Here is a 24,189-nt window from a genome sequence, read left to right as displayed (position 1 = left end):
CCGGAAATGCCGCAGTACAAGCAATTCCCCCTGCCCGACACGGCAGAGGGGCTGACCGAGGCCGAGATCCTCACCTGGCACGTGAAGCCGGGTGACACCGTCAAGGTCAACCAGATCATCGTCGAGATCGAGACGGCCAAGGCCGCCGTCGAGCTGCCCTGCCCGTGGGCGGGCGTCGTGACCGAGCTCCTCGCGGAGCCCGGTCAGACCGTCGAGGTCGGCGTCCCGATCATCACGATCGACACCGACCCCGGTGGCGCGGCCGCACCTGCCCCCGCTCCCGTCGCGGCGGAGGCGAACGGCACCTCGTCCGGCAAGATCGGCGAGGAGATGCCGGGCGGGCGCATCGCGACGCTCGTCGGCTACGGCCCGAAGTCGGGCACCGCGAAGCGCCGTGCCCGCAAGGACTCGCCTGCCTCGGCTCCGGCTGCGGCGGTCGTGGCTCCGCCCGCTCCCGTCGCGGCACCTGCACCGGTACCCGCACCTGCGCCCGCTCCGGTCGTTGTCGCGGCTCCGGTCCAGACGCCGGGTGGGTACGTGCCGCTGGCCAAGCCGCCGGTGCGCAAGCTGGCCAAGGACCTCGGCGTCGACCTGCACGCGCTCACGGGCTCCGGCCCCGGTGGCGTGATCACGCGTGAGGACGTCGAAACCGCTGTCTCCGCACCGGCTGCCGCTCCTGTGCAGTCCGTTGTGGACAACGGCTCGCGCGAACGCCGGGTGCCCATCAAGGGCGTCCGCAAGGCGACCGCGCAGGCGATGGTGGACAGCGCGTTCACCGCACCGCACGTCACCGAGTTCCTGACGGTCGACGTGACGCCGATGATGGAACTGCGCGCACGCCTGAAGAACGCGCCGGAGTTCCGCGGCGTGAAGCTGACGCCCCTCGCGTTCTGCGCGAAGGCCGTCATCCTCGCGGCCCGCCGCACGCCGGACGTCAACGCGACGTGGGACGCGGCGGCGAACGAGATCGTCTACAAGGACTACGTCCACCTGGGCATCGCGGCCGCCACGCCGCGCGGCCTGGTCGTGCCGAAGGTCCGCGACGCCGACCGCATGTCGTTGAAGGAACTCGCGGTCGCACTGGACGAGCTCGCCACGGTCGCCCGCGACGGCAAGACGTCACCGGCCGACATGATGAACGGCACCATCACGATCACCAACGTCGGCGTCTTCGGCGTCGACACCGGCACGCCGATCCTCAACCCCGGCGAGTCCGCGATCCTCGCGCTGGGCGCGATTCGCGACATGCCGTGGGTGGTCGACGGCGAGATCAAGATTCGCAAGATCTGCCAGCTCGCGCTGTCGTTCGACCACCGCGTGGTCGACGGCCAGCAGGGCTCGCAGTTCCTGGCCGACGTCGGCGCGCTGCTGGCCGAGCCGGGTATCGCGATGACCTACTGAGGTAGCTCGCTCGAAGGCCCCCGTGCTCCGGCGCGGGGGCCTTTTCGCTGTTCAGCCACCCGTTCGGTTATTCAGGTTGACTCTCCAGCAACTGGAGACTGCACAGTTGTCCCCGTGACGCGCTACCAGATCGGCGAGCTCGCCAGGATGACCGGACTCACCGTCCGCACCATCAGGTTCTACTCCGACTCGGGCCTCATCCCGCCCACGGACAGGACCGCCGGCGGCTACCGCACCTACGACTCCGACGCGCTGGCGAGGCTGAAGCTCGTCCGCACGCTCAGGGACCTGGGCGTCGACCTGCCGACAGCCGGCCGCGTGCTGGCCCGCGAGGTGTCGGTGACCGACGTGGCGCGTGCACACGCAGACGCGATCGACGCGCAGATGAAGACGTTGCGGTTGCGCCGCGCCGTCTTGCGCGCCGTCGCCAAGGGAGGGGAGATGGAACTGATGAACGAGTTGGCACGCATGTCGGACGAGGAGCGCCAACGGATCCTCGACGACTTCTTCGAGGAGGTGTTCGGGCCCTACGAGCTGGATCCGCAGTTCGAGCAGCACATGCGATCCGTGCGGATCGAGCTGCCGGACGACCCGTCGACCGAGCAGCTGGAGGCGTGGGTCGAGCTCGCGAAGCTCGTGCAGGACACCGACTTCCGCGCCGCGGTCAAGCGGATGTCCCAGCAGCACGAGGAAAAGCGTCGCGAAGGCGCCGACCTGAGCCCGCCTCAGGGTGACCAGATGGCGGCGTTCAACTTCGCGATCGCCCAGACACGGGAGGCTCTCGACGCGGGCATCGCGCCGCAGTCCGACGAGGCTCGCGAGGTCGTGGACCGCGTGAACGCCAACTGGGCGGAGGCGCTGGGCCTGCCGAACGACGACAGCCTCGTCGAACGGCTGCGCGAGCTCTCCGACTTCGCGGACCCGCGGGCGGAGCGGTACTGGGTCCTGATCGCGAAGATCAACGGCTGGCCCGCCATGCCGGACCACTCGCGCGAGCGCGCCTGGCTGCGCGAAGCCGGCCAGCCGTTCGGCTGGACCTCTGAGATCCTGCGGGAACCAGCTGGGCGCCCAGCTCGTTCCTGTGGCAACGAAGGGGGATCGTCATGTCTGCTCTGTTCGAAATTCTCGGGGGCGTGCTCGGCGAGGCGTTCGGCCCGTCCGGCGACGACCACACGCGCGGCGACGCCGACGTCTTCCTGGACGGCGAGTGGCAGGAGGGCGAGCTGTTCTTCGGCCCCACCAAGATCATCTGGTCCGAGCGGATCGTCTTCAGCGACGCGGAGGGCCGCGTCGAGCAGATCGTCGACCAGGACCCGCCGCACCCGAACTTCGTGGTGCTGCACTTCCGCCGCCCGAACGACACGGTGCTGCTGGCCGTGCACCATCGCGAACTCAAGCGCGTGGGCGCGGTCCTGACCCTGCCGCTCAGCCTCAGGCGTTGACCGGGACCGGAGGAACTTCCTTGGTCGGCGGGTTCACCGGCGCCGACTTCTGCGAACGGCGCGCGATGATGCGGCGGCCCAGTTCGATCGCCGGGTGCTCGACCCAGCGGTAGACGACGTCCGCGAGCAGCAACGACACCAGCGTCACCACGACGGCGGTGAGCGTGCCGTAGACCGCGAAGCGCGGCAGCATCCCCGCGACCATGAAGCCCGCGATGCCCTGGAACAGGTACAGCGAGTAGGACCGGTCGCCGACGAAACGCGCCGGCGCGGTCGACAGCACCCACGTCACCGGATTGCGGTTCATCAGCGACACGATCAGCATCGCCGTCAGCACCGCGTAACCCAGCAGCAGCACCACGGCGTTGCTCGTGGAGTGCCAGAGGGTCTCCATGTTCACGTGCAGCACCGCGAACGCGATCATCGCCAGCGGCGCGATCAGCGGGTGCGTCAACGGCTGCACGAACGCGTAGAGGCGCTTGCTGTTCATGATGATCGCCAGCAGCGCACCGACCAGCAACACCACGTAGTGCACCGACGACGTGTAGAGCGCGCTCATCGAGTAGCTGGTGTACCAGCCACCGGTCAACGGGATGAGGGCGACGAGCACGGCCATGGCACCCACCGCGATGTAGACGCGACGACGGGCCGCGGCAACCCCGGCGACGACCATCAGCGCAGGCCACACCAGGTAGAACTTCTGCTCGATGCCGAGCGTCCACGAGCCGGAGAAGTAGTCGTTCGGTGCGCCCGCCATGCCCGCCGGCAGGAACTCGTTCATGAACGGCAGGTAGTACTTCAGCGTCTCCGGGTACCGGATCGTGAAGAAGTCGCCGCGCAGGTAGAAGAACGCCATGATGAACGCGAAGATCACGAAGTACGGCGGCATGATCCGGAAAACACGCCGGATGTAGAAGTTCTTGAGCGAGATCCGGCCCTTGAGGTCCTGCTCGCGCAACAGCAGCGTGGTGATCAGGAAGCCGGACAGCACGAAGAACAGGTAGACGCCGACCCAGCCGGAGAGCCACTTCCACTCGGCGCCGCCGAAGTGGAAGACCACCACGATGACGGCCGCGAACGCCCGAAGTCCGTCGAGCGCGGGAAAGCGCCGCATCTCCATGAACTCGGCATGGGTCAACGTGCGCACGACGTTCCTCCAAGATGGGGCTCGCCCAGACCACCGGGGCGCCCGGCACGTTACCAAACGCCGCTGATCGCGGGCCGGGGCGCACGTCCCGGCCCGCGTCCGGTCCTACTTGATCTGCATCCCAGAGATCGCCCGCGACACGACGAGCCGCTGGATCTCCGAGGTCCCCTCGAAGATGGTGAAGATCTTGGAGTCCCGGTGCATCCGCTCCACCGGGTGCTCCCGCGTGTACCCGGCCCCACCGAGGATGTGGATCGCCCGCTCGGTGGCCCACACCGACACCTCGGACGCCTTGAGCTTCGACATCGACCCCTCGCCCGCGGTGAACGGCACGTTGTTGCGGCCCATCCAGGCCGCACGCCACACCAGCAGCCGCGCGGCGTCGATCTCCATCCGCATGTTCGCGAGGTCGAACGCGATCGACTGGTTCTCGATGATCTTGCGCCCGAACGCCTCGCGGTCCTTCGCGTAGTCGAGCGAGTACTCGTAGGCGGCGCGGGCGACGCCGACGGCCATGGCGCCGACGGTCGGGCGGGTGGTCTCGAACGTCGCCATCGCGGCCTGGCCGCCGGACTTCTGGCCTTCGCGGGCGCGGGCGAGACGTGCTTCGACCCGCTCTCGGCCGCCGAGCACGCAGCGTCCGGGCACGCGCACGTCGTCGAAGAACACGTCGGCCGTGTGGGAGGCGCGCATGCCGTGCTTCTTGATCTTGCCGGGGGACGACAGGCCCGGCGTGCCGGGCGGGATGATGAAACCGGCCTGGCCGCGAGAGCCCAGTGCCGGGTCCAGCACGGCGGTCACGACGTGGACGTTCGCGATGCCGCCGTTGGTGGCCCAGGCCTTCTGGCCGTTGATCACCCACTCGTCGGTGGCCTCGTCGTAGCGCGCCCTCGTCCGGTACCCGGCGACGTCGGAGCCCGCCTGGGGTTCGGAGGCGCAGAACGCGGCGAGCTTCGGGTCGCTCTCGTCGCCGAAGCACTCCGGCACCCACTCGGCCAGCTGCTCCGGCTCACCGGAGGCGAAGATGCCCGCCACGGCGAGGCCGGTGCCCATCAGGGCCAGCGCGATTCCGGCGTCGCCCCAGAAGAGTTCCTCGGTCGCGATCGGCAGCGAGAGACCGATCGGGTCGGCGAACCAGGTCGCGAGCGCCTCGAAGCCGTAGAGGCCGATCTTCGCCGCCTCCTGGATCACCGGCCACGGCGTCTCCTCGCGCTCGTCCCACTCGGAGGCCGCCGGCCTGATCACGTCACGAGCGAAGCCGTGCACCCAGTCGCGCAGGTCGGTCTGGTCTTCGTTCAGTTCGAGCGAGAAGCCACCCACAGGAAGTCTCCTAAGCCTTCGGGATGTTGAACAGGCTCATGAACCCGGCCGCGAACCCCAGGTCGCCCTTCACCTTCAGCTTGCCCGTCATGAACAGCACGGGCGCGGAGGCGTTGCCGGTCGCGAGCTTCAGGAAGTCGGCGGGCGTCAGCGTCACGATGGCACGGGCCTCGCGCGTCACTCCCTTGTTGATGGTGCATTCGGCGTTCTCGATGATGGCCTCGTAGACGTCTTCCAGCACGTGGAAGTGCACGACGGCCTTGGTCGCGCCGGCCCGGTCCGAGCGGAAGTGGACCTCCATGCGGCGGAACACCTCGTCCAGCACGCGCGTGCGCAGTGCGGGGTCGGCGACAACGGCTTCGATCTGGTCCTTCGAGGCGCGCGAGATGATGCGGGCGAAGTTGGACGGGTCCATCTTCGACAGGTCGAGGTCGGCGCCGCCGTCGGCCAGCGCGCCCAGGGCGTTCAGCAACGCCGCGAAGTCGTCCTTGCCGAGCTTCTTCGGATCGATGCCGCGGGCGATGACGTCGATGTTCACCTCGGCCAGTGCCGGGTCGTCCGGCGAGATCTGCTGCAACGTGCTGATCAGCTCGGCCGGGCTGAGCTTCGCGATCGCCTCGGTGGTGAGGTCGAGCGTCATGGACACACCTCCTGGTACCTACTCGTGAGTAAGACTACTGGTGAGTAGATAGGGCGGCAAGCCGATCGGATAATCTTGCCGCTCCGAACCGAGGGGTAATGATGCGCACAGAAGGTCGCGCCAAGCGATTGCCACGCGCCGTGCGTGAGCGGCAGATCATGGACGCCGCCATCGACGTGTTCTCGCGGCTCGGCTTCCACTCGGCCTCGATGGACGAGATCTCCGAGGTCGCGGGCATTTCCAAGCCCATGCTCTACGCCTATCTCGGCTCGAAGGAGGAGCTGTTCGCGACGTGCATCCGGCGCGAGGCCACCCGCATGATGGAGGCCATCGCGACGGGCGTCGAACCCGATCAGGAACCGGACGTGCAGCTGTGGAGCGGCCTGCGGGCGTTCTTCGGGTTCGTCGGCGAGAACCGGGCGAGCTGGATGGTGCTGCACCGGCAGGCGTCCACGCAGGGCGGGCCGTTCGCGATCGAGCTCACGGACATGCGCGGCCGGGCGGTGTCACTGGTCGCGGCGCTGCTCACCCAGTCCACGAAGGCGCCCGCGACCAAGTTGGAGGCCGAGTCCCTGGCCGCCGCGCTGGTCGGGGCCGGCGAGTCGCTCGCGGACTGGTGGCTCGACCACCCCGAGGAACCCGCCGGCGTCGTCGCGGCCCGCCTCATGAACCTCGTCTGGATGGGCTTCGGCGACCTGGTCGACGGCAACGTGTGGCATCCACCGTCACGTCGTTGAGCCGATCAGGTGGGGTCCCTTGCCCCACACGGCGAACTCCCAGCCCGTGCCGTTCTCGGCCGCCGAGAACTCGACACGACCGGGGATGAGCAGCGGCTTCTTGAACCGGACGGCGACCGTCACGGCCTCGGGGAGCCGCCCCTCCAGCGCCGCGAGGCAGCGCGCCTTCGTCCACATCCCGTGGGCGATCGCGCGCTTGAAGCCGAACAGCCTGGCGCTCAACGGGTGCAGGTGGATCGGGTTGCGGTCGCCCGACGCCGCGCCGTAGCGCCGTCCGATGTCCGCGGGCACGCGCCACACGGCCGACCCGACCGGCCGCTCCAGGTCCTCGCCCGCGCCGGAAGCGCCGCCGGTGCGCCGCAGGTAGGTCGAAACGCCTTCCCAGACACCGGAGACCGACGTCACGACGTCGACCTGGGTGCCCTGCGGATGAGGCCGCAGATCGCGCGCTGACACCGTGATCTCCAGCGGTTCGTCCAACGTCAGCGGACGCGACTGCGTGATCCGGTTCGCGACGTGCACGAGGCCTGGCAACGGGAACGGGAAGCCGGCGCCGGACATCAGCTTCATCTGCAACGGAAAGCCGAGCACGTGCGGGTAGGTCAACGGCAACGCGTCGCGCAACCCGAACCCGCACACCGCGTTGTACGCCGCCAGGTGCTTCAGCGACACGTCGACAGAAGCCGAAACCGGTTGCGCGGCAAGCGTTTCCCCGCGCCGAAACGACGTCAGGGCGGCACGCAGCAACATCAGGCCCCCAGCAGCATCTGGCCGCACACCCGCACGACGTTCCCGTTCACGCCACCGGATCCCGGCGACGCGAACCACGCCACGGTCTCCGCGACGTCGGAGGGCAACCCGCCCTGCGACAGGCTGTTCATCCGCCGACCGACCTCACGCGTCGCGAACGGCACCGCCGCGGTCATCTTCGTCTCGATGAAACCGGGTGCGACGGCGTTGATCGTGGCCCCGCGAGCGGCCAGCACGGGCGCGAGCGTCTGCACCATCCCGATCACACCGGCCTTCGAGGTGGCGTAGTTGGTCTGGCCGACGTTGCCCGCGATGCCGGCGATCGACGACACCCCGATGATCCGCCCGCCGGCGCGCAGCACGTCGCCGTCCAGCAGCGCGTCGTTCACCCGCTCCTGGCAGGCGAGGTTGACCTCCAGCACCGAGTCCCACTGCGAGGAGTCCATGCGCGCCAACGTCTTGTCGCGCGTGATGCCCGCGTTGTGCACGACGACGTCGACGCCGCCGTGCCGTTCCATCAGATATGAGGTGAGTCGAGCGGGATCGCCGGTGATGTCGAGCTGCAACGCCGACCCGCCGGCGGAGTTCGCGACCTTCGACAGCTCGTCGCCGGCGGCCGGGACGTCGAGGCACACCACGTGCGCGCCATCACGGGCCAGAGTGGCCACGATCGCCGCGCCGATGCCCCGCGACGCACCCGTGACCAGCGCGACCTTGCCGTCCAGCGTGCCGGTCGGCGAGTTCCGGGACACGTGGACGACCTGCCCGGACACGTATGCGGACCGCCCGGACAGCAGGAACCGCAGCGTCGACTCGACGCCGTCCTCCGCGCCTTCGGCCACGTGGACGAGGTTGGCCGTGCCGCCGCGGCGCAGCTCCTTGCCGACCGACCGCACGAACCCTTCGAGGGCCCGTTGCGCCACGGAGTCCGGCGACCGCCCGATGACGATCACCCGCCCACACGGCCCGAGCTGCGTGATCGCCGGGTGGAAGAAGTCGTGCAGCTGCCGCAGGTCCGCGACGGCTGAGATCTCGGACGCGTCGAACACCAGCGCGCCGTACGGAGCGGGGCCTGTTTCCAGCTGCTTCAGAAAGGGCAGCCGGGAAGCGCCGCCGACCAGCACCGGTGTGGCGAGTGCGGCGTCGCGGCGAAGTGGATACGGGTTCGGCAGGCCGAGCCTGCGCACGAGCTGGCGCCCCAGCCCCGACGTTGCGAACTTCTGGTACCTGTCCACGTCACACAACCTACTCGCTAGTAAGTCTACCCGCTAGTAGGTAGTATGGCGGTATGCGAGTAGCGATCATCGGCGGCAACCGCATCCCGTTCGCCCGCTCGAACGGCCCGTACGCCACCGCGTCGAACCAGGACATGTTCACGGCGGTGCTGGACGGCCTGGTCAGCCGCTTCGGCCTGCAGGGGGAGCGGCTCGGCGAGGTGGTCGCGGGAGCGGTGCTCAAGCACTCGCGCGACTTCAACCTCGTCCGCGAGTCGGTGCTCGGCAGCAGGCTCAGCCCGGAAACGCCCGCGTACGACCTCCAGCAGGCGTGCGGCACCGGTCTGCAGGCGATCGTCGCCGTGGCCAACAAGATCGCGCTCGGCCAGATCGAGGCAGGCATCGCAGGCGGCGTCGACACCACCAGCGACGCCCCGATCGGCGTGAACGAGAACTTCCGCAAGCTCCTGCTGGAGTTCAACCGCACCCGCAAGATCAGCCTGCTCACGCGGTTGCGTCCCAGCCACGTCGTGCCGCACCTGCCGCGCAACGGCGAACCGCGCACCGGCATGTCGATGGGCGAGCACGCGGCCGTCACCGCCGCGCAGTACGAGATCACGCGCGAGGACCAGGACGAACTGACCGCGCGCAGCCACCAGAACCTCGCCCGCGCCTACGACGAGGGCTTCTTCGACGACCTCGTCACCCCGTACCTCGGCCTGACCCGCGACCAGAACCTCCGTCCGGACAGCTCCGCGGAGAAGCTCGCGAAGCTCAAGCCCGTCTTCGGCGACACGATGACCGCCGGCAACTCGACCCCGCTGTCCGACGGCGCCTCCGCGGTCCTGCTCGCCACCGAGGAGTGGGCCCGCGCACGCAAGCTCCCGGTCCTCGCCTACCTGACGTTCGCCGAGACGGCCGCCGTCGACTACGTGCACGGCGACGAGGGCCTGCTCATGGCACCCGTGCACGCCGCACCGCGGATGCTTGACAAGGCAGGCCTCACGCTGCAGGACTTCGACTTCTACGAGGTGCACGAGGCGTTCGCGTCACAGGTGCTCGCCACGCTCAAGGCCTGGGAGAAGGAGCTCGGCGAGATCGACAGGTCCAAGCTGAACGTCAACGGCTCGTCGCTCGCGGCAGGCCACCCCTTCGCCGCCACCGGGGCCCGGATCGTGGCGACCTTGGCGAAGTTGTTGCACCAGCGGGGAAGTGGACGCGGATTCGTGTCCATTTGCGCCGCCGGAGGTCAAGGGATCACGGCGATTCTGGAACGGTGACGCAGTTGGGCTTGCCGAACTCGGCAGTCCCTCATGCACACTCACAGTGTCGCGTCGCAGCGACACTGGGGGTGGGATGCAGGACCTGCAGGTTGATCCCGAGAAAGATCCGGTGCTGGCACGTGCACTCGTCGGCGCACTCCGCGACGAGTGGCGGCCTGCCGCCGACGCGATGCGGTCGGCGCACGAGTGGGAGCGCCGCGCCTACATCACGCTGACGCTGGCAACGGCGGCCAGGCGCCGCGTCGAGTGGCTCAAGAAGTGGCTGAAGGCGCGTCCGGGCGACCGCGATGCCGTTGCGGTGCACCACGCGATGGAGGCGCTGAACGGGCAGTAGTGGGGTCACCCACCGCCGGCGGCCGCGCAGGAGGACGAGTTGTCGTAGGTGCCGTTCGGCTTGGCCCGGTACTGGCCGAGTTCGCGCCCGCGCCGCACCCGGCGGGCGAGCAGGGCGATGACGGCGACGATGCTCAGGAAGAGCACGGACACCCCGCAGACGAGCAGGATCAGTGCTGTCTGCATCAGTCCAGCAGCGACCAGGCGGCCGTGCACGAGGCCGACACGGTGATCTGCTGCGCCTTCAGGTTCAGCTGGTCGACCATCCCGGCGGGCCCGGCCATCTCGAACGACGCGGCGCCGCTCATCATGCGCGGCTGGTAGTGCGAGCCACCCTCGGTGTCGCCGATCCGCAGCAACGGCCCGAGCCGCCGCCCCAACGCCGTGGCGTACCCCTCGGCGCGTCGCAGCGCGTCTGCCACAGCCTCCTTTTGTGCCTCACGGATCGCCTCGGTGTCGTCGACAAGCGTCCACGACGGTCCGTTGATCCAGGACGGCTCCGCCTGCACGAGTTCGGCCAGCAGCGCGTCGAGGCGGTCCAGGTTCTTCACCCAGATCACGTACTGCTGGGACGCCCGGCTGCCGACGCGCTGGTTGTTGTCCCAGTTGTCGTGCGCGGACAGCTGGCGCGACCGCACCTCGAACTCCTCGAGCAGCGGCTCGATGGCGGAGATGCGCTGGTTGAGCGTGCTCACCGCCTCGGAGCGTTCGGCGCCGAGAGCCTCGAACGTCACGTCCACCTGGGCGCGGTCGGCAGTGCGCTCGACCTCGCCCGTTCCCTTCGTCACGACTTCAGCCACGTGGGCCAGCCAACCGGCACGGGGGTTCATCCGCAACTATTAGCTTGTATTGCTCAATCACTAGATAAACGAATACAGCGGCATCCGGCCGCACTTCGAGGTTGGTCTGCGCGTCTCTACGGCGAGCACTAGAAACGCGGATACGGTGCGAGCCATGGACCCGGTGCGCAACCCGTTCGCTCCCGGTGCAGGCCAGCGGCCTCCTGAGCTCGCCGGCCGGGACAAGGAGGTCGGCGCGTTCGAGGTGGTGCTCGAACGCGTGGCCCGCGGCCGTCCCGAGCGCAGCCTCGTGCTGACGGGGCTGCGGGGAGTCGGCAAGACCGTGCTGCTCGGCGAGCTGCGGTCGATGGCCGTCAAACGCGGCTGGGGCGCGGGCAAGGTCGAGGCCCGGCCCGACGCCGATCTCCGCAGGCCGCTGTCGGCCGCGCTGCACCGGGCGATCCGGGATCTCGCGGTCCGGCACCGCGCGCCGGACCGGGTCGAGGCGATCCTCGGCATCCTCAAGGCGTTCGCGCTCAGGGCCGCACCGGACGGTGCCAAGCTGCGCGACCGCTGGCAGCCCGGCATCGACGTGCCCGCGGCGTCCGGCCGGGCTGACTCCGGCGACATCGAGATCGACCTGGTCGAGCTGTTCACCGACGTCGCCGAGCTCGCGCAGGACGTCGGCACGGGTGTCGCGCTGCTCATCGACGAGATGCAGGACCTGAAGCCGGACGACATCAGCGCGTTGTGCGCGGCGTGCCACGAGCTGTCGCAGATCGGTGCGCCGCTGGTGGTCGTCGGCGCCGGCCTGCCGCACCTGCCGGCTGTGCTGAGTGCGAGCAAGTCGTACTCGGAACGCCTCTTCCGCTACGTCCGCATCGACCGGCTCAGCCGCGAGGACGCCGACCGCGCCGTGCTCGCCCCCGTCGAACGCGAGGACGCGGGGATCACCGACGAGGCGCTCGACGCGTTGTTCGACGCGTCCGGGGGCTACCCGTACTTCATCCAGGCCTACGGCAAGGCCGCCTGGGACGCCGCGCCGGCCGACCCGATCACCGCGACGGACGTCTCCGTGGCCGCTCCGGAGGCCGACACGGAGCTCGCGGTGGGCTTCTTCGGCTCCCGATACGAGCGTGCAACGCCCGCTGAACGCGAGTATCTCCGGTCGATGGCCGAGTTGACCGACGGAAAGGATGCGGGCGTCAACACCGCCCAGGTGGCCGACCACCTGGGGCGCAAGCCCTCGTCACTGTCGCCCGCGCGGGACTCGCTCATCAAGAAAGGCCTGGTCTACAGCGCGGAACGGGGTCAGATCGCCTTCACCGTGCCGCACTTCGGACGCTTCCTGCTCGGCCGCGAGGAGTGACCTGAGGCACCCTGCCGTTGTCCGGCTGTTCACGTGGTCTGCCGATGATTCATCGGCATGTGCGCCACCTCACCGGATAATCACGTGCTTTCATGCGCGTGTAGGTGCATACTTGGGTTACCAGCCAAACAGACCTCACAGAGGGAAGTGCAGACCGAGATGAACTTCGCAGCGAAGCTCCGCGCCCGTCGTGCCGAGGCGCGCAACCGGAAGGCCGTGGCTCGCGCGATCGACATGGCGACCACCCCGTCCATGCGTCACGAGCTCATGGCCATCGCCCAGGCTCAGGTCACCACCCTCCGCTGACTCTGACCCGGCACTCGCGCGGCGCCCCGTCGCGAGTGCCTCCCTACGGGAACCCCTGGAGCACCTCCCGCGCTCCAGGGGTTTCATTCATTCTGTTAAACGTGATCCACGCCACAGTGCGATGGCGTTGTAACAGCGCACGTCGGTCCGCCGATGTCACTGTTGACCTCGCGGTGCTGTCGGACCCCCGACCTGGCAGCACCGCGAGGTTTCTTGTTTGCTGGGGGACATGAAGATCGCCGTGCTCGGCACCGGCCTCATGGGTGCCCCCATCGCAGCCAACCTCGCCGCAGCCGGACACACCGTCCGCGTCTGGAACCGCACGCGAGCCAAGGCCGAACCGCTCGCCGCGAAGGGTGCGACCGTCACCGGCAGCCCCGCTGAGGCCGTCGAGGGTGCCGAGGTCGTGCTGACGGTCCTGAACGACGGCGCCACGGTCACCGCGGCCATGCAGGACGCCGCGCCTTCCCTGCCGCACGACGCCGTGTGGATCCAGTCGTCCACGGTCGGCGTCTCGTACACCGAGGACCACATCGCCCTGGCGCGGTCGCTCGGCCTGGAGTTCGTCGACGCTCCCGTGCTCGGCAGCACGAAGCCCGCGGCCGAGGGCAAGCTCGTCGTGCTCGCCTCCGGCGCCGGCGAACTGCGCGAGCGCGTCCAGCCCGTGTTCGACGTGATCGGTGCCCGCACGATGTGGGTCGGCGAGGCCGGGGCGTCGTCCAGGCTGAAGCTGGTCGCGAACAGCTGGGTGCTCGCGCTGACCGCCGCCGCCGGCGAGGCCGTGTCGCTCGCGGAGGCGTCCGGGATTGACCCGAAGCTGTTCCTCGAAGCCGTGTCCGGTGGCGCGATGGACTGCGCGTACCTGCAGATGAAGGGCAACGCGATCATCGAGCGGTCCTTCCCGCCCGCGTTCACCGTGCAGAACGCGCTGAAGGACGCGCTGCTGGTGAACGAGGCCGCGGTGCGCGCCAACGTGCACCTCGACGTCGCGCAGGCGTCGAGCGCGCGGCTGAACCGCGCCGTCACCAAGGGGCACGGCGACGAGGACATGGCCGCGTCCTACTACGCGAGCTACCGATAAGCCCGACGATCGGCCGGTCTGGCGGGACGTGCGGGCTCAATAGCTTGGCCTGGTGAACAGACTCGCACGCTCCCTGCTGGCGTTCGGCCTGGCATCGGCGCAGGTCGTGGCCACCGCCGCAGTCGTGTCCGCCGCTCCCGACATCAAAGACCGCATCGCCGCCATCCCCGGCGTGCGGATCATCAGCGAAGGGACGTCCGGCGCCGCCCGGACGTTCGTCCTCGGCATCCAGCAGCCCGCGGACCACCGCAGACCGCGCGGCCTGAAGTTCGAGCAGCGCTTCTCGTTGCTGCACAAGGCGGAATCGAAGCCGATGGTGCTGCACACCAGCGGCTACAACCTGTCCGGCACGATCAGCCCCTCCGAGCCCGCCCGGCTCGTCGACGGCAACCAGATCAGCGTCGAACAGCGGTTCTTCACGCCGTCGCGGCCCGCCCCGGCCGACTGGGACGACCTGAACATCTGGCAGGCGGCCAGCGACCACCACCGGATCGTCGGCGCGTTCAAGAAGATCTACGGCGCGAAGTGGCTGTCGACGGGTGCCAGCAAGGGTGGCATGACGTCGATCTACCACCGCCGGTTCTTCCCGCGCGACGTCGACGCGACCATCGCGTACGTGGCGCCGAACGACGTGGTGAACGACCGCGACGTCTACGGCGAGTTCATCCGCGAGGTCGGCGACGACCCGACGTGCAACCGCCGCCTGGAAGGCGTGCAGCGGCAGATCCTGCAGCACCGCGACGAGTTCGTCTCGCGGCTGGAGGCCAAGGGCTACACGTACAAGCAGTTCGGCAGCGCGCACAAGGCGCTGGAGATCCTCGTGCTCGACACGCCGTTCACGTTCTGGCAGTACGGCACGCAGGCGCAGTGCGCGCTGGTCCCCGGTGCGGGTGCCTCGGTGGACGACCTCTGGAAGTTCATCGACGCGACCGTGGGCTGGGACTTCTACACCGACGCCGGCGTCGCGCCCTACACGGCGTACTACTACCAGGCGGGCACGCAGCTCGGCTGGCCGGAAGCGGACGAGTCGGCCGTGCGCGACCTGCTGCGCCACCCCGGTTCCTCCGTGCCGCGCTCTATGGTCTCGCCGGACATCAGGTTCCCGCGGTTCGACCGCTCGGCGATGCGTGACGTGGACTCGTGGGTGCGCCATCAGGGTTCGCGGTTGCTGTTCGTGAACGGGCAGAACGACCCGTGGAGCGCGGAACCGTTCCGCCTCGGCCGGGGCACGCGCGACTCGCTGTCGTTGACGGTGCCCGGTGGCAACCACGGCGCGAACATCGCGAAGCTGCCCGAGAAGGAACGCGCTGCCGCCACCGCCGCCGTCCTGCGCTGGGCCGGCGTCGCGTCCGCTCCTGTTGCGGCACTTGCCGTGGACGAGGGCCCGGACTCGCTGGACGCGCTGCGGGCTCGCCGGGGCTGAGGCACGCTGGAGGCGTGAAGCCGTTGCTCGTGGTCGACGCAGCCAACGTCGTGGGGTCGGTCCCCGACGGGTGGTGGCGCGACCGGGCGGGCGCAGCCGAACGCCTCCGCGACGCCCTGCGCGGCCGCGACGAGGAAGTCGTCCTGGTCGTGGAAGGCAAGGCGCGCAACGTGTCCTCGGTCGACGACGTCCGCGTGGTCTCCGCTCCCGGTGATGGCGACGACACGATCGTCGAGGTGGTGCGCGCCGAGGGCACGGGACGTCCGGTGACGGTGGTTACCGCCGACCGCGAGTTGCGGCAGCGGGTGATGGCTCTGGGCGCCGAGGTGGCAGGTCCCACCTCGGTGCCCCGTCGTTAGAGCCTGAAGAGGCTTTCGAGGATCTGCGCCACGCCGTCCTCGGTGTTCGGCGGAGCGTGGTTGCTGCAGGCCTGCTTCACGAGCGGGTGCGCGTTGCCCATCGCGTACGCCGTGCCGGCCCACCCGAGCACCGACAGGTCGTTCGGCATGTCGCCGAACGCGATGACCTCGTGCTTGCCGATTCCCCTGGTGTTGCACAGGGTTTCGAGCGTGGCGGCCTTCGAGACGCCCGGCGGGCTGATCTCCAGCAGGCCGAGCCCGCCCGAGTGCGTGACCGAGACGTGCTGCCCGACGGCCTCCCTGGCGATCTCCATCATGTGGTCGACCTCGGCGTCCGGTGCCCACGCGAGCATCTGCACGACCTGGTGCGCCTCCTCGAAGACGTGGTCGAGCAGCTCCAGTGTCCTGTGTGGATTCTTCGGCCCGAAGCCCTGGAAACCGGGCTCCGACAACACTTCCAGCCCGGTCTCGACCGCGATGCCGACGTTCGGGATCACCTCGGCCAACGCCTCGGACACCTTCCGCACGACGTCGAGCGGCACCGTCTGCGCGTGCGTCACCTCGCGGTTCGTCAGGTCGTAGATCATCGCGCCGTTGGAGCAGATCGCGGTGCCGGTCAGCTCCAGGCCCTGCACGAACCTCGGCGGACGCGCCGTGACGACCACGACGTCCGCGTCGACGGCGTGGAGCGTGGCGCGGGTCCGATCGCTCAGCACGCCGCCTGGTTGCAGCAGCGTGCCGTCGAGGTCGGTCGCGATCAACCTGATCATCGGCTGATTATCGGTCAGGAACTACTGCCTGCGGGCGAGAAGCCCGGAAGCCGTCACCTCGACGGTGTGGCGCACGACGTCCTCGAAGTCGATCTGCAGGGCGGCCAGGGACGGGTCCGCGGCGTAGACGGCGAGCAGCGCCTCCGGGGGACGGCTGCTCGGCCAGGCGGAGCCCACCACGATCAGCACCGTCCGTACCAGGGCGGAGGCTCCCTCGTCGCCCAGTTCCGGCAGGTGCCGGACGATGAAGCGGACGAGTGCCTCCAGTTGCCCGCGGACGGCGTGCTTGTGCCGTATCGCGGTCTCGACGGAGATGTTGTGCTCCAGCACGGTGGCCTGCGCGCTGACCAGGTCGCACAGCACCGGGCGGCGTGCCAGCGAGGACGCGAGGAGCTCGGCCAGCCGGTTCTCGCGCTCCCGGACTTCGCCGCCGCCGGGCACCGCCTCGCGTTCCAGTTCGGCGATCCAGTGCGCGCCCTCGGCTTCCAGCAGCTCCAACAGCACGGCTTCGCGCGACTCGAAGTAGCGCAGCACGTTCGCCTTGGCCAGGCAGGCCCTGCGGCTCAGGCCGTTGAGCGTCAGCTCGGACACCGGCATCTCGGTGAGCATCGAGGCCGCGGCGCCGAGGATCTGCCGGCGGCGCTCGTTGCGCTGCTCGTCGGTGCGCGCTCGCTGAAAACCCATGCGCGCATGTTACAGACCGGCGGTACTTTACTAAGAGACCGATGGTCCGTTATGGTGGCGAACATAAGAGACCGCCAGTACTTGATGAGGTGTCGCCTTGTACGAGGTTCCTGACCAGCGAGGTAAGCGCGTCGTCGTCACGGGCGCGAACAGCGGAACCGGCAAGGAGACGGCCAAGCGACTGGCCGGTGCCGGGGCCGACGTCGTGCTCGCGGTGCGCACCGAGGCCAAGGGCGAGCAGGCGAAGGCGGAGATCCTCGCCGCACACCCCGGCGCCCAGGTCGAGGTCCGCCGGCTCGACCTGGCGGACCAGGCGTCGGTGCGCGCGTTCGCCGACGGCCTGTTCGCCGACGGCCGTCCGCTGGACGTGCTGGTGAACAACGCCGGCGTGATGAACGTGCCGGCGCGGACCGAGACCGTCGACGGCTTCGAGCTCCAGCTGGCCAGCAACTTCCTCGGCCCGTTCGCGCTGACCGTCCGGCTGCTGCCGTTGCTGCTGGCCGCTCCCGCGCCCAGGGTCGCCACGATGAGCAGCGGAGCCGCTTTCCGGGGCAAGATCGACTTCGACGACCTGCAGTCGCGCCGCCGGTACAGCCCGACGCTGGCCTACGCCAACTCCAAGCTGGCCGACCTGCTGCTGACGGTGCGCCTGGCGGACCTGGCGGAGGAGCGGGGATGGCCGCTTCTGTCGGTGGGCGCGCACCCCGGCTACACCCGCACCAACCTGATGACCTCCGGTCCGCGTCTGAACGGAGGACGGCCCGGACTTGTCGAGTCGTTGGTGTACAGGGTTTTTCCGTCCCAGGGCGTCGAGCAGGGCTCAGAGCCCCTGCTGCACGCGGCCGCAGATCCCGCAGCGGTTCCCGGCGGCTACTACGGACCGCGCTGGGCACTCGTCGGCCCGACCAGGCCCGCCTCGCTGCCGCGATCTGCCAGGGACAAGGCGCTGGCCGCCCGTCTGTGGACCGAGGCCGAACGTCTCACCGGCACGCCGGTGGAGGTCGTGGGGCACTGATCTCACGTGCTCGGGCAAGATCGGTCCATGACCCATCGAGTTGACGACATGCCGTTGCCGGTTTGGCTCCCGGAGTCCGGCTCCGGCCCCGGCATCGTGCTGATCCAGGAGATCTTCGGCCTGGACGGGTACCTGCGCGGCATCGCGGAGAAGCTCGCCGCGCTCGGCTACGTGGTGGCCGTGCCCGAGCTCTTCCACCGCTTCCAGCCGGGCTGGGTCGGTGAGCACGACGAGGCGGGCATCGCGAAGTCGATGGAGGTCGTCGGCAACCTCGACTTCCCGCTCGCCGTGCAGGACGTCGTCAAGTCCGTGCAGTACCTGCGCGGCCTGCCCGAGGTCACCGGCGGTGTCGGCGTGCTCGGCTTCTGCCTCGGCGGCACCCTGGCCTACGCCGCGGCCACCGCCTCCGACCCGGACACCGCAGTCTCGTTCTACGGCTCCGGCGTGCCGGACCAGATCGGCACGCTCGACCAGGTGTCGTGCCCGATCCAGTTCGTCTTCGGCACCGAGGACGCGTTCATCACCGGCTACCAGAAGGTCGTGGACGCGGTAGCGGCGCACGAAGGCGCCGAGATCCACCTGGAGGCCGCGGGTCACGCGTTCCTCAACCACCTCGGCCCCTGGTACGACGAGGACGCCGCGGACCGCGCGTGGGACGGCGCCACGCAGTTCCTCGCGCGCACGCTGCCCGTCTAGGAGATGCACGGCACCGCGAGCTGCTGCGAGAAGAACCTCTCCAGCGGCTTGCGGTGCAACCGGCGCTCGACCGCGATCAGCTCGTTGCGGCGGTAATGCCTCACCTGCGTGCTCGTGACGACGAACCCATTCCGTTCGGTGGTGGGCATCTCGTCGTAGAGCAGAGCGTGTTGTCCTTGCGTCACAACGACGTCCGCCAGCCCGTCCGGGATCTTGCTCGCCCGCGTCGCGATCGTGGCCGCCAGCGCGTCAGGCCGGCTGCGCAACCGTCGATGCGGCCACGGCACCCCGTGGTGCTCGGCCTCCAGCGACCGGTGCAACGCCCTGGCCGCGTGCCGGATCGCCTTGATCGAGTCGCCCCCGAGCACGTGCACGCCGGGACCGTCGAGCGCGGTGTCCCTGCGGAACCCGGTGCACACGACGACCTTGTCGTACCGCAGCTCACCGGTGCCGTCGATCGTCGCGACGAACTCGTTGCCGTCCTTGACGATCCGTTGCACGGACCGCCCGACGGTGTGCGTGACCCGTGCCGTGGAAGCGATGTTGTCGGCCGTCTCGAACGCGCTGGGCCCGCGTCCGACGATCAGCACGCGCTTGCCCGCGTACTCGGTCGGATCGGTGCTCGCGCTCGCATACGTCTCAGCGTGCTCGAAGCCGGGAACGCCCGGCACGTGAGGCTTCTTGCCGGTCGCGACGATGACGTGCCGAGCCTGGTACTGACCCAGGTCGCCGACCGGCGTGCGGTAGCGGATGTTCAACGGGCGCGCGAAGTCCTCCAGATAACGCACCAGATCGTCCGCGCTGGGAAAGGAACGCTTGCTGTAGCGCGCGAACGGCACACCCTCGAACAGCGAGTTGTCGTCCGTCGAGAGCACGCGGTGCCGCGGAAACGTCCGGAAGAAGCTCGCCGGCCCGGGTTCGTTCTCGACGATCAGGTAGTCGCGGCCCGCACGGTGCAGAAAGCGCCCCATCTGCAAGCCCGCCGGACCCGCACCGATCACCAGGTACTCCACCATCACGCACCTCCCGGCGTCCTCTACGCCGAACACGGCGAAAAGGTTCAGACGGGCGGTCTGAGTTCCATGATGAGGGCTACCGGTGGGTTCCGGTCAACTAGCGTCCACCTCGTGGATTCCGGCCTGCTCTGGTCAGTCAAGAGGCACATCGTCCTGGTCGTGGTGATCGGCCTAGCGGTCTTTGCGTCGTCCGCCGTACTTCTGTGGTCCGCCTTGGGTTTTCCGGCGCCCGTGTCGTCCAGGCTGGACATCATCAAGGTCGCCCTGACCGTGGTGGCGGGCGTCGGCGGCGTCGTGGCACTCGTCGTCGCCTACTGCAAGCAACGCATCAGCGAGTCCGCCGAGACTCGCGAACTGACGAAGCTGCGCAACGAACGCTTCGGCGCCGCCCGCAACCAGATCGGCAACGAGTCACCGACAGTCCGCCTCGCCGGCATCTACGCACTCGCCGCCTTGGCCGACGAATGGACCGCGCAACGCCAGGTGTGCATCGACGTGCTCTGCGCCTACCTGCGCATCCCGTACGAGCCGGAGCTGGAGTCGGAGTGGTACATCGACGCCGAGTCCGAGGTGCGCCTGGCGATCACCAACGTGATCTCCTGCCACCTGCGCGACGGCGCGCCGGTCAGCTGACAGGGCCACGACTTCGACCTGGTCCGCGCGATACTGCGCTCAGCCGAGTTCTCCGGCATCCAGATGTCGTCCGGCAAGTTCTTCCTGAGCCTGGCGCGGTTCCCCGCCGGCTGGATCTCGTTCGACGGGATGGTGGTGAGCGGCGGCGAGGTGTGGTTCGGCGGCGCCTCGTTCGACGGCGCAAGGGTGACGTTCGACGGCGCCGAGTTCCGCGCCGGACGGGTGCGGTTCGAGGGGGCGGAGTTCAACGGCGGCGAGGTGTCGTTCCGCGGTGCCCGGTTCTCCGGCGGCGAGGTGGACCTGTCCGAAGCGGTCATCTCCGTGCCGCCGGTGTTCGACGAGGGCGAGAAGCCGGGCCTGAAACTGCCCTGAGCGTTTTTGTCGGTGCCGGATGTCAAGATCACCGCCATGGGCACCTGGGACATCGGACACTTCGACAACGACAGCGCCGCGGACTTCTCCGGCTCGCTGGACGACGCACTCGAAAGCGAGCGCGAGAACATCATCCGCACCACCCTGATCCGCACGATCGAGACCGAGGACTACCTGGACAGCGACGAAGCGTGCGCCGTCCTGGCCTCGGCAGCCCTGATCGCCGCGCAGTGCCCTGGCGGAACCCCGATCACCACGGCGTACGGGCCGAAGAAGCCGCTGCCGGTCTTCTCGGCAGACCTCCGGCCGCTCGCCGTCAGCGCGCTGGACCGCGTGCTGGCACCGGAGTCGGAGCTCACCGAGCTGTGGGACGACGCCGGTCACGGCCCGCTGTTCCGGAAGGGCGTCACCGATCTCAAGGCCGTCCTTCTCACGTGATGGACGTGCCGAACGAGTCGACGTTCCGGAACGCCTCGGTGAACTTCGCACAGCGATGACCGTCGTTGGCCAGGACGTCAAGCAGGTCGTCGACAGAACGGGGTGCCTTCCGGTACCGGGACACCTGTCGCCGAAGTGCTGCGATCACCAGCTCCGGCGCAAGATCCAGCTGGTCGAGCAGGAACTCGTCCTGGTGCAGGACTTCGATGCCGAAACGGCTGACTGCCGCGTCGGGGAAGTCCCTCAGGTTCTCTGTGACCAGCAGCTCGGCGCCACCCCACACGGCTGCCGCGAGAACGTGTCGATCCTTGGGATCGTTCTCCATCGCGCCGATCAGGTGCTGGTAACCGGTCACCTCGGCATCCGGGAAGTGTCGTCGCATCTGATCGAGCCGGTGAGCCACCTGGTGCTCAGACGCGCCTCGCTTGCGCAGGTTCCGGTCAAGCTCGACCAACACGTCACCCGACCACAGCGGACGGTAGACGCCACATTCGCTGATCGTCAGCAGCGTGTCGCACAGGTAGGGCTTGAGCAGAACGCACGTGTCCATGAAGACGGGGAGCACTGATCACCTGGAGTCGTCGTGCGTCGGCATCCGCTCGAACGGCGTGTCCAGCGGAAGGTCGTAGAGGCCACTGTCCTCACCGGCCCGGACCATCTCGTCGAGTCCTGCGGCGCGCGCCCTGCGGGAACGGTCCTGGTAGGCGAGGAGGTCGGCCAAGCGGACTCGGCGATGCCTGTTGGGCTGTTCGTACGGGATCTCGCCCGCCTCGAGCAACCGCACCAGGGTCGGCCGGGAGACTCCCAGCAGATGTGCTGCTTCGCTCGTGGTGAGAATGGTGTGTTGCGGGGCAACGGTGATCGCCAAGCCCCGCGACATCGCGAACACGACTTCCCGCAGCACGTCGAAGACCTCTGCGGGCAGTTGGAGATGCGTGCCGTCTGGCGCCACCAGCGCGGCCGGCTCGTTCCCCGACCGTGCCAGCGCGGCGATCCACGGCGACAAGCTCTCCGGCCGGGCCGGAGGCAGCACCGTTCGTTCGCTCGCGCCTGCCGTCATGACTTCATGCTAGCGCAAAACGAACAAAACGAAAGCCGTCCACCTGATGGACGCCGGAACAGGACGACCGTCCACAGTGTTGGATACGGCCGTGACGACTGTGAAGCGCCGTGCCCGCGTCCGTGCCCCTGAGCTGGTAGGACGCGGCTGGCTGAACACCGGTGACGCCACGGTCAGCCTCAAGGACCTGCGCGGCAAGATCGTGCTGCTCGACTTCTGGACGTTCTGCTGCATCAACTGCCTGCACGTCCTCGACGAGCTGCGCCCGCTGGAGAAGGAGTTCGAGGACGTCCTCGTCACGATCGGCGTGCACTCGCCGAAGTTCGTGCACGAGGCCGACCCCGAGGCGCTCAAGGCCGCCGTCGAGCGGTACGGGGTGCACCACCCGGTCCTGGACGACCCGGAGCTCACCACCTGGCAGAACTACGCCGTGAAGGCGTGGCCGACGCTGACCCTGGTCGACCCCGAGGGCTACGTCGTGCACGTCGCCGCTGGTGAAGGCCATGTCGAGGCACTCAGGACCATCATCAGAGAGCTGGTCGAGGAGCACGACGAGAAGGGCACGCTGCACCGCGGCCAAGGTCCGTACCAGGCGCCGGAGCCGGAGAACACCACGCTCCGCTTCCCCGCCAAGGCCATCGTGACGCCGAGCGGCACGATCCTCGTCAGCGACTCCGCCCATCACAGCATCGTGGAGCTCGAAGCGGACGGTGAGACCGTCATCCGCCGCATCGGCACCGGCGAGCGCGGCCGGCAGGACGGGCTGAACCCCACCTTCTCCGAACCGGCGGGTCTCGCGCTGGTTCCCGGCACCAACGACGTCGTCGTCGCCGACACGGTCAACCACCTCCTCCGCACTCTCAACCTCGAGACCGGCGAGGTCACGACCCTCGCCGGCACCGGTGAGCAGTGGCGCGACGGGGAGACCGACGGGCCGGCCGACAAGATCGACCTGACGAGCCCGTGGGATGTGGCGTGGTGGAACGGTGGTGTCGCGATCGCGATGGCCGGCAACCACACGCTGAGCTTCTTCGACCCCGGGACCAACACCGTCAGAAGGCTGGCCGGCACCACCGTCGAGGGCATCAACGACGGACCGGCCGAAGGGGCCTTCTTCGCGCAGACGTCCGGGCTCGCGGTGGACGGTGACCGGCTGTGGATGGTCGACTCCGAGACGAGCGCGCTGCGCTACCTCGAGAACGGCGAGGTGCACACCGTCGTCGGCAAGGGGCTGTTCGCGTTCGGGCACAAGGACGGCGACGCGGACGAGGCCCTGTTGCAGCACCCGCTGGGCGTCACGGTCCTCGGCGACCACTCGGTCGTCATCAGCGACACCTACAACAACGCGATCAGGCGTTTCGACCCCGAGACGAACACCCTGACCACGATCGCCACGGATATCGCCGAGCCGTCCGACGCGCTCCTCGTCGACGGTGAGCTCGTCGTCGTGGCGAGCGCGGCTCACCGGCTCGAACGGTTCGCGGCGGCCGCCACGAAGATCGACGGCGCGGCCCACGAGGTGAAGCGGCCCTCCACCGACATCGCGCCGGGCGAGTTCGAGCTCGCGGTGGTCTTCACTCCGCCGACCGGGACGAAGCTGGACGAGAGGTATGGCCCCTCCACCCGCTTGGAGATCACCAGCTCACCCCCGGAGCTGATCCTCGAGGGTGCGGGCGTCGGTACCGAACTGGTACGGGCGTTGCGGATCAACGATCAGGTCACGAACGGCGTTCTGCACGTCGTAGCGCAGGCGGCCAGTTGCAGTGACGATCCTGCCGACGAACACCCGGTGTGCCGCCTGACCAGGCAGGACTGGGGGGTGCCGGTTCGAGTTGTTGCCGATGCACCTACCCGTCTTCCGCTGCTGATGGGCGGTATGGACGAGGAAGGTCGTCAAGGCACGTAGACTCTGCTGGTGCCT

28 protein-coding genes are annotated in these 24,189 nt (G+C 68.9%); 16 read left to right on the top strand and 12 right to left on the bottom strand.

The window, feature by feature from the left end:
- The first annotated feature begins 6 nt into the window (after positions 1-6).
- Positions 7-1,401, top strand: coding sequence for a dihydrolipoamide acetyltransferase family protein (locus tag SK571_RS07840; protein WP_319983352.1), 1,395 nt, complete (start codon positions 7-9; stop codon positions 1,399-1,401).
- Between the two features lie 114 nt (positions 1,402-1,515).
- Positions 1,516-2,817, top strand: coding sequence for a helix-turn-helix domain-containing protein (locus SK571_RS07835; RefSeq protein WP_319983351.1), 1,302 nt, complete (start codon positions 1,516-1,518; stop codon positions 2,815-2,817).
- A gap of 15 nt (positions 2,818-2,832) precedes the next feature.
- Here SK571_RS07835 and SK571_RS07830 read toward each other — a convergent pair whose 3' ends face one another.
- From SK571_RS07830 to SK571_RS07820, 3 genes are all read right to left on the bottom strand, one after another.
- A complete protein-coding gene (locus SK571_RS07830; protein ID WP_319983350.1) occupies positions 2,833-3,990 on the bottom strand; it encodes an acyltransferase family protein in 1,158 nt (385 codons plus the stop codon).
- 105 nt (positions 3,991-4,095) lie between these two features.
- A complete protein-coding gene (locus tag SK571_RS07825) occupies positions 4,096-5,310 on the bottom strand; it encodes an acyl-CoA dehydrogenase family protein (RefSeq protein WP_319983349.1) in 1,215 nt (404 codons plus the stop codon).
- Between the two features lie 10 nt (positions 5,311-5,320).
- Positions 5,321-5,950, bottom strand: a complete 630-nt coding sequence (locus SK571_RS07820; RefSeq protein ID WP_319983348.1) for an SCP2 sterol-binding domain-containing protein — start codon at positions 5,948-5,950, stop codon at positions 5,321-5,323.
- Between the two features lie 98 nt (positions 5,951-6,048).
- Between SK571_RS07820 and SK571_RS07815 the strand changes: the two genes are divergently transcribed.
- Complete coding sequence (locus SK571_RS07815) at positions 6,049-6,687, top strand: TetR/AcrR family transcriptional regulator (RefSeq protein ID WP_266036061.1); 639 nt, start codon at positions 6,049-6,051, stop codon at positions 6,685-6,687.
- Here the strand turns inward: SK571_RS07815 and SK571_RS07810 are convergent.
- Together SK571_RS07810 and SK571_RS07805 are read right to left on the bottom strand one after the other, a co-directional pair.
- Complete coding sequence (locus SK571_RS07810) at positions 6,676-7,437, bottom strand: MaoC family dehydratase (protein WP_406601952.1); 762 nt, start codon at positions 7,435-7,437, stop codon at positions 6,676-6,678. The genes SK571_RS07815 and SK571_RS07810 overlap by 12 nt on opposite strands.
- On the bottom strand, positions 7,437-8,672 hold the full coding sequence (locus SK571_RS07805) for a 3-oxoacyl-ACP reductase (protein WP_319983345.1): 1,236 nt from the start codon (positions 8,670-8,672) through the stop codon (positions 7,437-7,439). The genes SK571_RS07810 and SK571_RS07805 overlap by 1 nt, the downstream gene beginning before the upstream one ends.
- Before the next feature lie 53 nt (positions 8,673-8,725).
- Between SK571_RS07805 and SK571_RS07800 the strand changes: the two genes are divergently transcribed.
- Both SK571_RS07800 and SK571_RS07795 read left to right on the top strand, forming a co-directional pair.
- Entirely contained in the window at positions 8,726-9,931 is a 1,206-nt protein-coding gene (locus tag SK571_RS07800; RefSeq protein ID WP_319983344.1) for an acetyl-CoA C-acetyltransferase, read from the top strand.
- A 76-nt stretch (positions 9,932-10,007) separates the two neighbouring features.
- Entirely contained in the window at positions 10,008-10,268 is a 261-nt protein-coding gene (locus SK571_RS07795) for a hypothetical protein (protein WP_319983343.1), read from the top strand.
- A gap of 5 nt (positions 10,269-10,273) precedes the next feature.
- Here the strand turns inward: SK571_RS07795 and SK571_RS07790 are convergent, their stop codons facing one another.
- On the bottom strand, positions 10,274-10,453 hold the full coding sequence (locus SK571_RS07790; RefSeq protein ID WP_319983342.1) for a hypothetical protein: 180 nt from the start codon (positions 10,451-10,453) through the stop codon (positions 10,274-10,276).
- Positions 10,453-11,067, bottom strand: a complete 615-nt coding sequence (locus SK571_RS07785) for an SIMPL domain-containing protein (protein WP_319983341.1) — start codon at positions 11,065-11,067, stop codon at positions 10,453-10,455. The genes SK571_RS07790 and SK571_RS07785 overlap by 1 nt, the downstream gene beginning before the upstream one ends.
- A 154-nt stretch (positions 11,068-11,221) precedes the next feature.
- On the opposite strand from SK571_RS07785, the gene SK571_RS07780 reads away from it, so the two are divergent.
- From SK571_RS07780 to SK571_RS07760, 5 genes are all read left to right on the top strand, one after another.
- Positions 11,222-12,415 (top strand): ATP-binding protein, encoded by a 1,194-nt coding sequence (locus tag SK571_RS07780; RefSeq protein ID WP_319983340.1) that lies wholly within the window; start codon positions 11,222-11,224, stop codon positions 12,413-12,415.
- Between the two features lie 159 nt (positions 12,416-12,574).
- Positions 12,575-12,721 (top strand): hypothetical protein, encoded by a 147-nt coding sequence (locus tag SK571_RS07775; protein ID WP_169746017.1) that lies wholly within the window; start codon positions 12,575-12,577, stop codon positions 12,719-12,721.
- Positions 12,722-12,950: 229 nt separating this feature from the next.
- A complete protein-coding gene (locus SK571_RS07770) occupies positions 12,951-13,802 on the top strand; it encodes an NAD(P)-dependent oxidoreductase (protein ID WP_319983339.1) in 852 nt (283 codons plus the stop codon).
- A 52-nt stretch (positions 13,803-13,854) separates the two neighbouring features.
- Complete coding sequence (locus SK571_RS07765; RefSeq protein WP_319983338.1) at positions 13,855-15,225, top strand: S28 family serine protease; 1,371 nt, start codon at positions 13,855-13,857, stop codon at positions 15,223-15,225.
- A 14-nt stretch (positions 15,226-15,239) separates the two neighbouring features.
- The gene (locus SK571_RS07760; protein ID WP_319983337.1) at positions 15,240-15,584 is read left to right on the top strand and encodes an NTP pyrophosphohydrolase; all 345 of its coding nucleotides are present in this window, start codon (positions 15,240-15,242) and stop codon (positions 15,582-15,584) included.
- On the opposite strand, the gene SK571_RS07755 is transcribed toward SK571_RS07760, so the two are convergent.
- Together SK571_RS07755 and SK571_RS07750 are read right to left on the bottom strand one after the other, a co-directional pair.
- Complete coding sequence (locus SK571_RS07755; RefSeq protein WP_319983336.1) at positions 15,581-16,354, bottom strand: HAD family hydrolase; 774 nt, start codon at positions 16,352-16,354, stop codon at positions 15,581-15,583. The genes SK571_RS07760 and SK571_RS07755 overlap by 4 nt on opposite strands.
- Positions 16,355-16,375: 21 nt before the next feature.
- A complete protein-coding gene (locus SK571_RS07750; RefSeq protein ID WP_319983335.1) occupies positions 16,376-17,038 on the bottom strand; it encodes a TetR/AcrR family transcriptional regulator in 663 nt (220 codons plus the stop codon).
- 97 nt (positions 17,039-17,135) lie between these two features.
- On the opposite strand from SK571_RS07750, the gene SK571_RS07745 reads away from it, so the two are divergent.
- Positions 17,136-18,053 carry an SDR family oxidoreductase gene (locus SK571_RS07745; protein ID WP_319983334.1) on the top strand — a complete coding sequence of 306 codons (918 nt, stop codon included), beginning with the start codon at positions 17,136-17,138 and terminating at the stop codon, positions 18,051-18,053.
- A gap of 27 nt (positions 18,054-18,080) precedes the next feature.
- The gene (locus SK571_RS07740; RefSeq protein WP_319983333.1) at positions 18,081-18,749 is read left to right on the top strand and encodes a dienelactone hydrolase family protein; all 669 of its coding nucleotides are present in this window, start codon (positions 18,081-18,083) and stop codon (positions 18,747-18,749) included.
- On the opposite strand, the gene SK571_RS07735 is transcribed toward SK571_RS07740, so the two are convergent.
- Positions 18,746-19,798, bottom strand: a complete 1,053-nt coding sequence (locus SK571_RS07735) for an NAD(P)-binding domain-containing protein (protein ID WP_319983332.1) — start codon at positions 19,796-19,798, stop codon at positions 18,746-18,748. The genes SK571_RS07740 and SK571_RS07735 overlap by 4 nt on opposite strands.
- Before the next feature lie 78 nt (positions 19,799-19,876).
- On the opposite strand from SK571_RS07735, the gene SK571_RS07730 reads away from it, so the two are divergent.
- The 3 genes from SK571_RS07730 (at position 19,877) to SK571_RS07720 (ending at position 21,208) form a co-directional block, all read left to right on the top strand.
- Positions 19,877-20,398 (top strand): hypothetical protein, encoded by a 522-nt coding sequence (locus tag SK571_RS07730; protein ID WP_319983331.1) that lies wholly within the window; start codon positions 19,877-19,879, stop codon positions 20,396-20,398.
- 63 nt (positions 20,399-20,461) lie between these two features.
- Positions 20,462-20,770 (top strand): pentapeptide repeat-containing protein, encoded by a 309-nt coding sequence (locus SK571_RS07725; protein WP_319983330.1) that lies wholly within the window; start codon positions 20,462-20,464, stop codon positions 20,768-20,770.
- 12 nt (positions 20,771-20,782) lie between these two features.
- Positions 20,783-21,208, top strand: coding sequence for a DUF4259 domain-containing protein (locus SK571_RS07720; protein WP_319983329.1), 426 nt, complete (start codon positions 20,783-20,785; stop codon positions 21,206-21,208).
- Here SK571_RS07720 and SK571_RS07715 read toward each other — a convergent pair.
- Positions 21,201-21,773, bottom strand: coding sequence for a PIN domain-containing protein (locus tag SK571_RS07715; protein WP_319983328.1), 573 nt, complete (start codon positions 21,771-21,773; stop codon positions 21,201-21,203). The two genes, SK571_RS07720 and SK571_RS07715, sit on opposite strands and share 8 nt — an antisense overlap.
- 3 nt (positions 21,774-21,776) lie before the next feature.
- Positions 21,777-22,268, bottom strand: coding sequence for a helix-turn-helix domain-containing protein (locus SK571_RS07710; protein ID WP_319983327.1), 492 nt, complete (start codon positions 22,266-22,268; stop codon positions 21,777-21,779).
- 46 nt (positions 22,269-22,314) lie between these two features.
- On the opposite strand from SK571_RS07710, the gene SK571_RS07705 reads away from it, so the two are divergent.
- On the top strand, positions 22,315-24,174 hold the full coding sequence (locus SK571_RS07705) for an NHL domain-containing thioredoxin family protein (protein WP_319983326.1): 1,860 nt from the start codon (positions 22,315-22,317) through the stop codon (positions 24,172-24,174).
- The last annotated feature ends 15 nt before the right edge of the window (positions 24,175-24,189 follow it).

This window comes from Lentzea kristufekii, from assembly GCF_033949925.1.
Taxonomy (GTDB): Bacteria; Actinomycetota; Actinomycetes; order Mycobacteriales; family Pseudonocardiaceae; genus Lentzea; species Lentzea kristufekii.
Note: the sequence above shows the minus strand (reverse complement) of the source record. Positions and strands in the feature narration are given on the sequence as shown.

Excerpts from the sequence above, each read along its gene's own strand:
- SK571_RS07725 (WP_319983330.1), top strand. The coding sequence starts at position 20,462 with ATGTCGTCCGGCAAGTTCTTCCTGAGCCTGGCGCGGTTCCCCGCCGGC.
- SK571_RS07790 (WP_319983342.1), bottom strand. The coding sequence starts at position 10,453 with ATGCAGACAGCACTGATCCTGCTCGTCTGCGGGGTGTCCGTGCTCTTC.
- SK571_RS07840 (WP_319983352.1), top strand. The coding sequence starts at position 7 with ATGCCGCAGTACAAGCAATTCCCCCTGCCCGACACGGCAGAGGGGCTG.
- SK571_RS07750 (WP_319983335.1), bottom strand. The coding sequence starts at position 17,038 with ATGGGTTTTCAGCGAGCGCGCACCGACGAGCAGCGCAACGAGCGCCGC.
- SK571_RS07815 (WP_266036061.1), top strand. The coding sequence starts at position 6,049 with ATGATGCGCACAGAAGGTCGCGCCAAGCGATTGCCACGCGCCGTGCGT.
- SK571_RS07770 (WP_319983339.1), top strand. The coding sequence starts at position 12,951 with ATGAAGATCGCCGTGCTCGGCACCGGCCTCATGGGTGCCCCCATCGCA.
- SK571_RS07795 (WP_319983343.1), top strand. The coding sequence starts at position 10,008 with ATGCAGGACCTGCAGGTTGATCCCGAGAAAGATCCGGTGCTGGCACGT.
- SK571_RS07705 (WP_319983326.1), top strand. The coding sequence starts at position 22,315 with ATGGACGCCGGAACAGGACGACCGTCCACAGTGTTGGATACGGCCGTG.
- SK571_RS07780 (WP_319983340.1), top strand. The coding sequence starts at position 11,222 with ATGGACCCGGTGCGCAACCCGTTCGCTCCCGGTGCAGGCCAGCGGCCT.
- SK571_RS07820 (WP_319983348.1), bottom strand. The coding sequence starts at position 5,950 with ATGACGCTCGACCTCACCACCGAGGCGATCGCGAAGCTCAGCCCGGCC.
- SK571_RS07710 (WP_319983327.1), bottom strand. The coding sequence starts at position 22,268 with ATGACGGCAGGCGCGAGCGAACGAACGGTGCTGCCTCCGGCCCGGCCG.
- SK571_RS07800 (WP_319983344.1), top strand. The coding sequence starts at position 8,726 with ATGCGAGTAGCGATCATCGGCGGCAACCGCATCCCGTTCGCCCGCTCG.
- SK571_RS07775 (WP_169746017.1), top strand. The coding sequence starts at position 12,575 with ATGAACTTCGCAGCGAAGCTCCGCGCCCGTCGTGCCGAGGCGCGCAAC.
- SK571_RS07810 (WP_406601952.1), bottom strand. The coding sequence starts at position 7,437 with ATGTTGCTGCGTGCCGCCCTGACGTCGTTTCGGCGCGGGGAAACGCTT.
- SK571_RS07755 (WP_319983336.1), bottom strand. The coding sequence starts at position 16,354 with ATGATCAGGTTGATCGCGACCGACCTCGACGGCACGCTGCTGCAACCA.
- SK571_RS07740 (WP_319983333.1), top strand. The coding sequence starts at position 18,081 with ATGACCCATCGAGTTGACGACATGCCGTTGCCGGTTTGGCTCCCGGAG.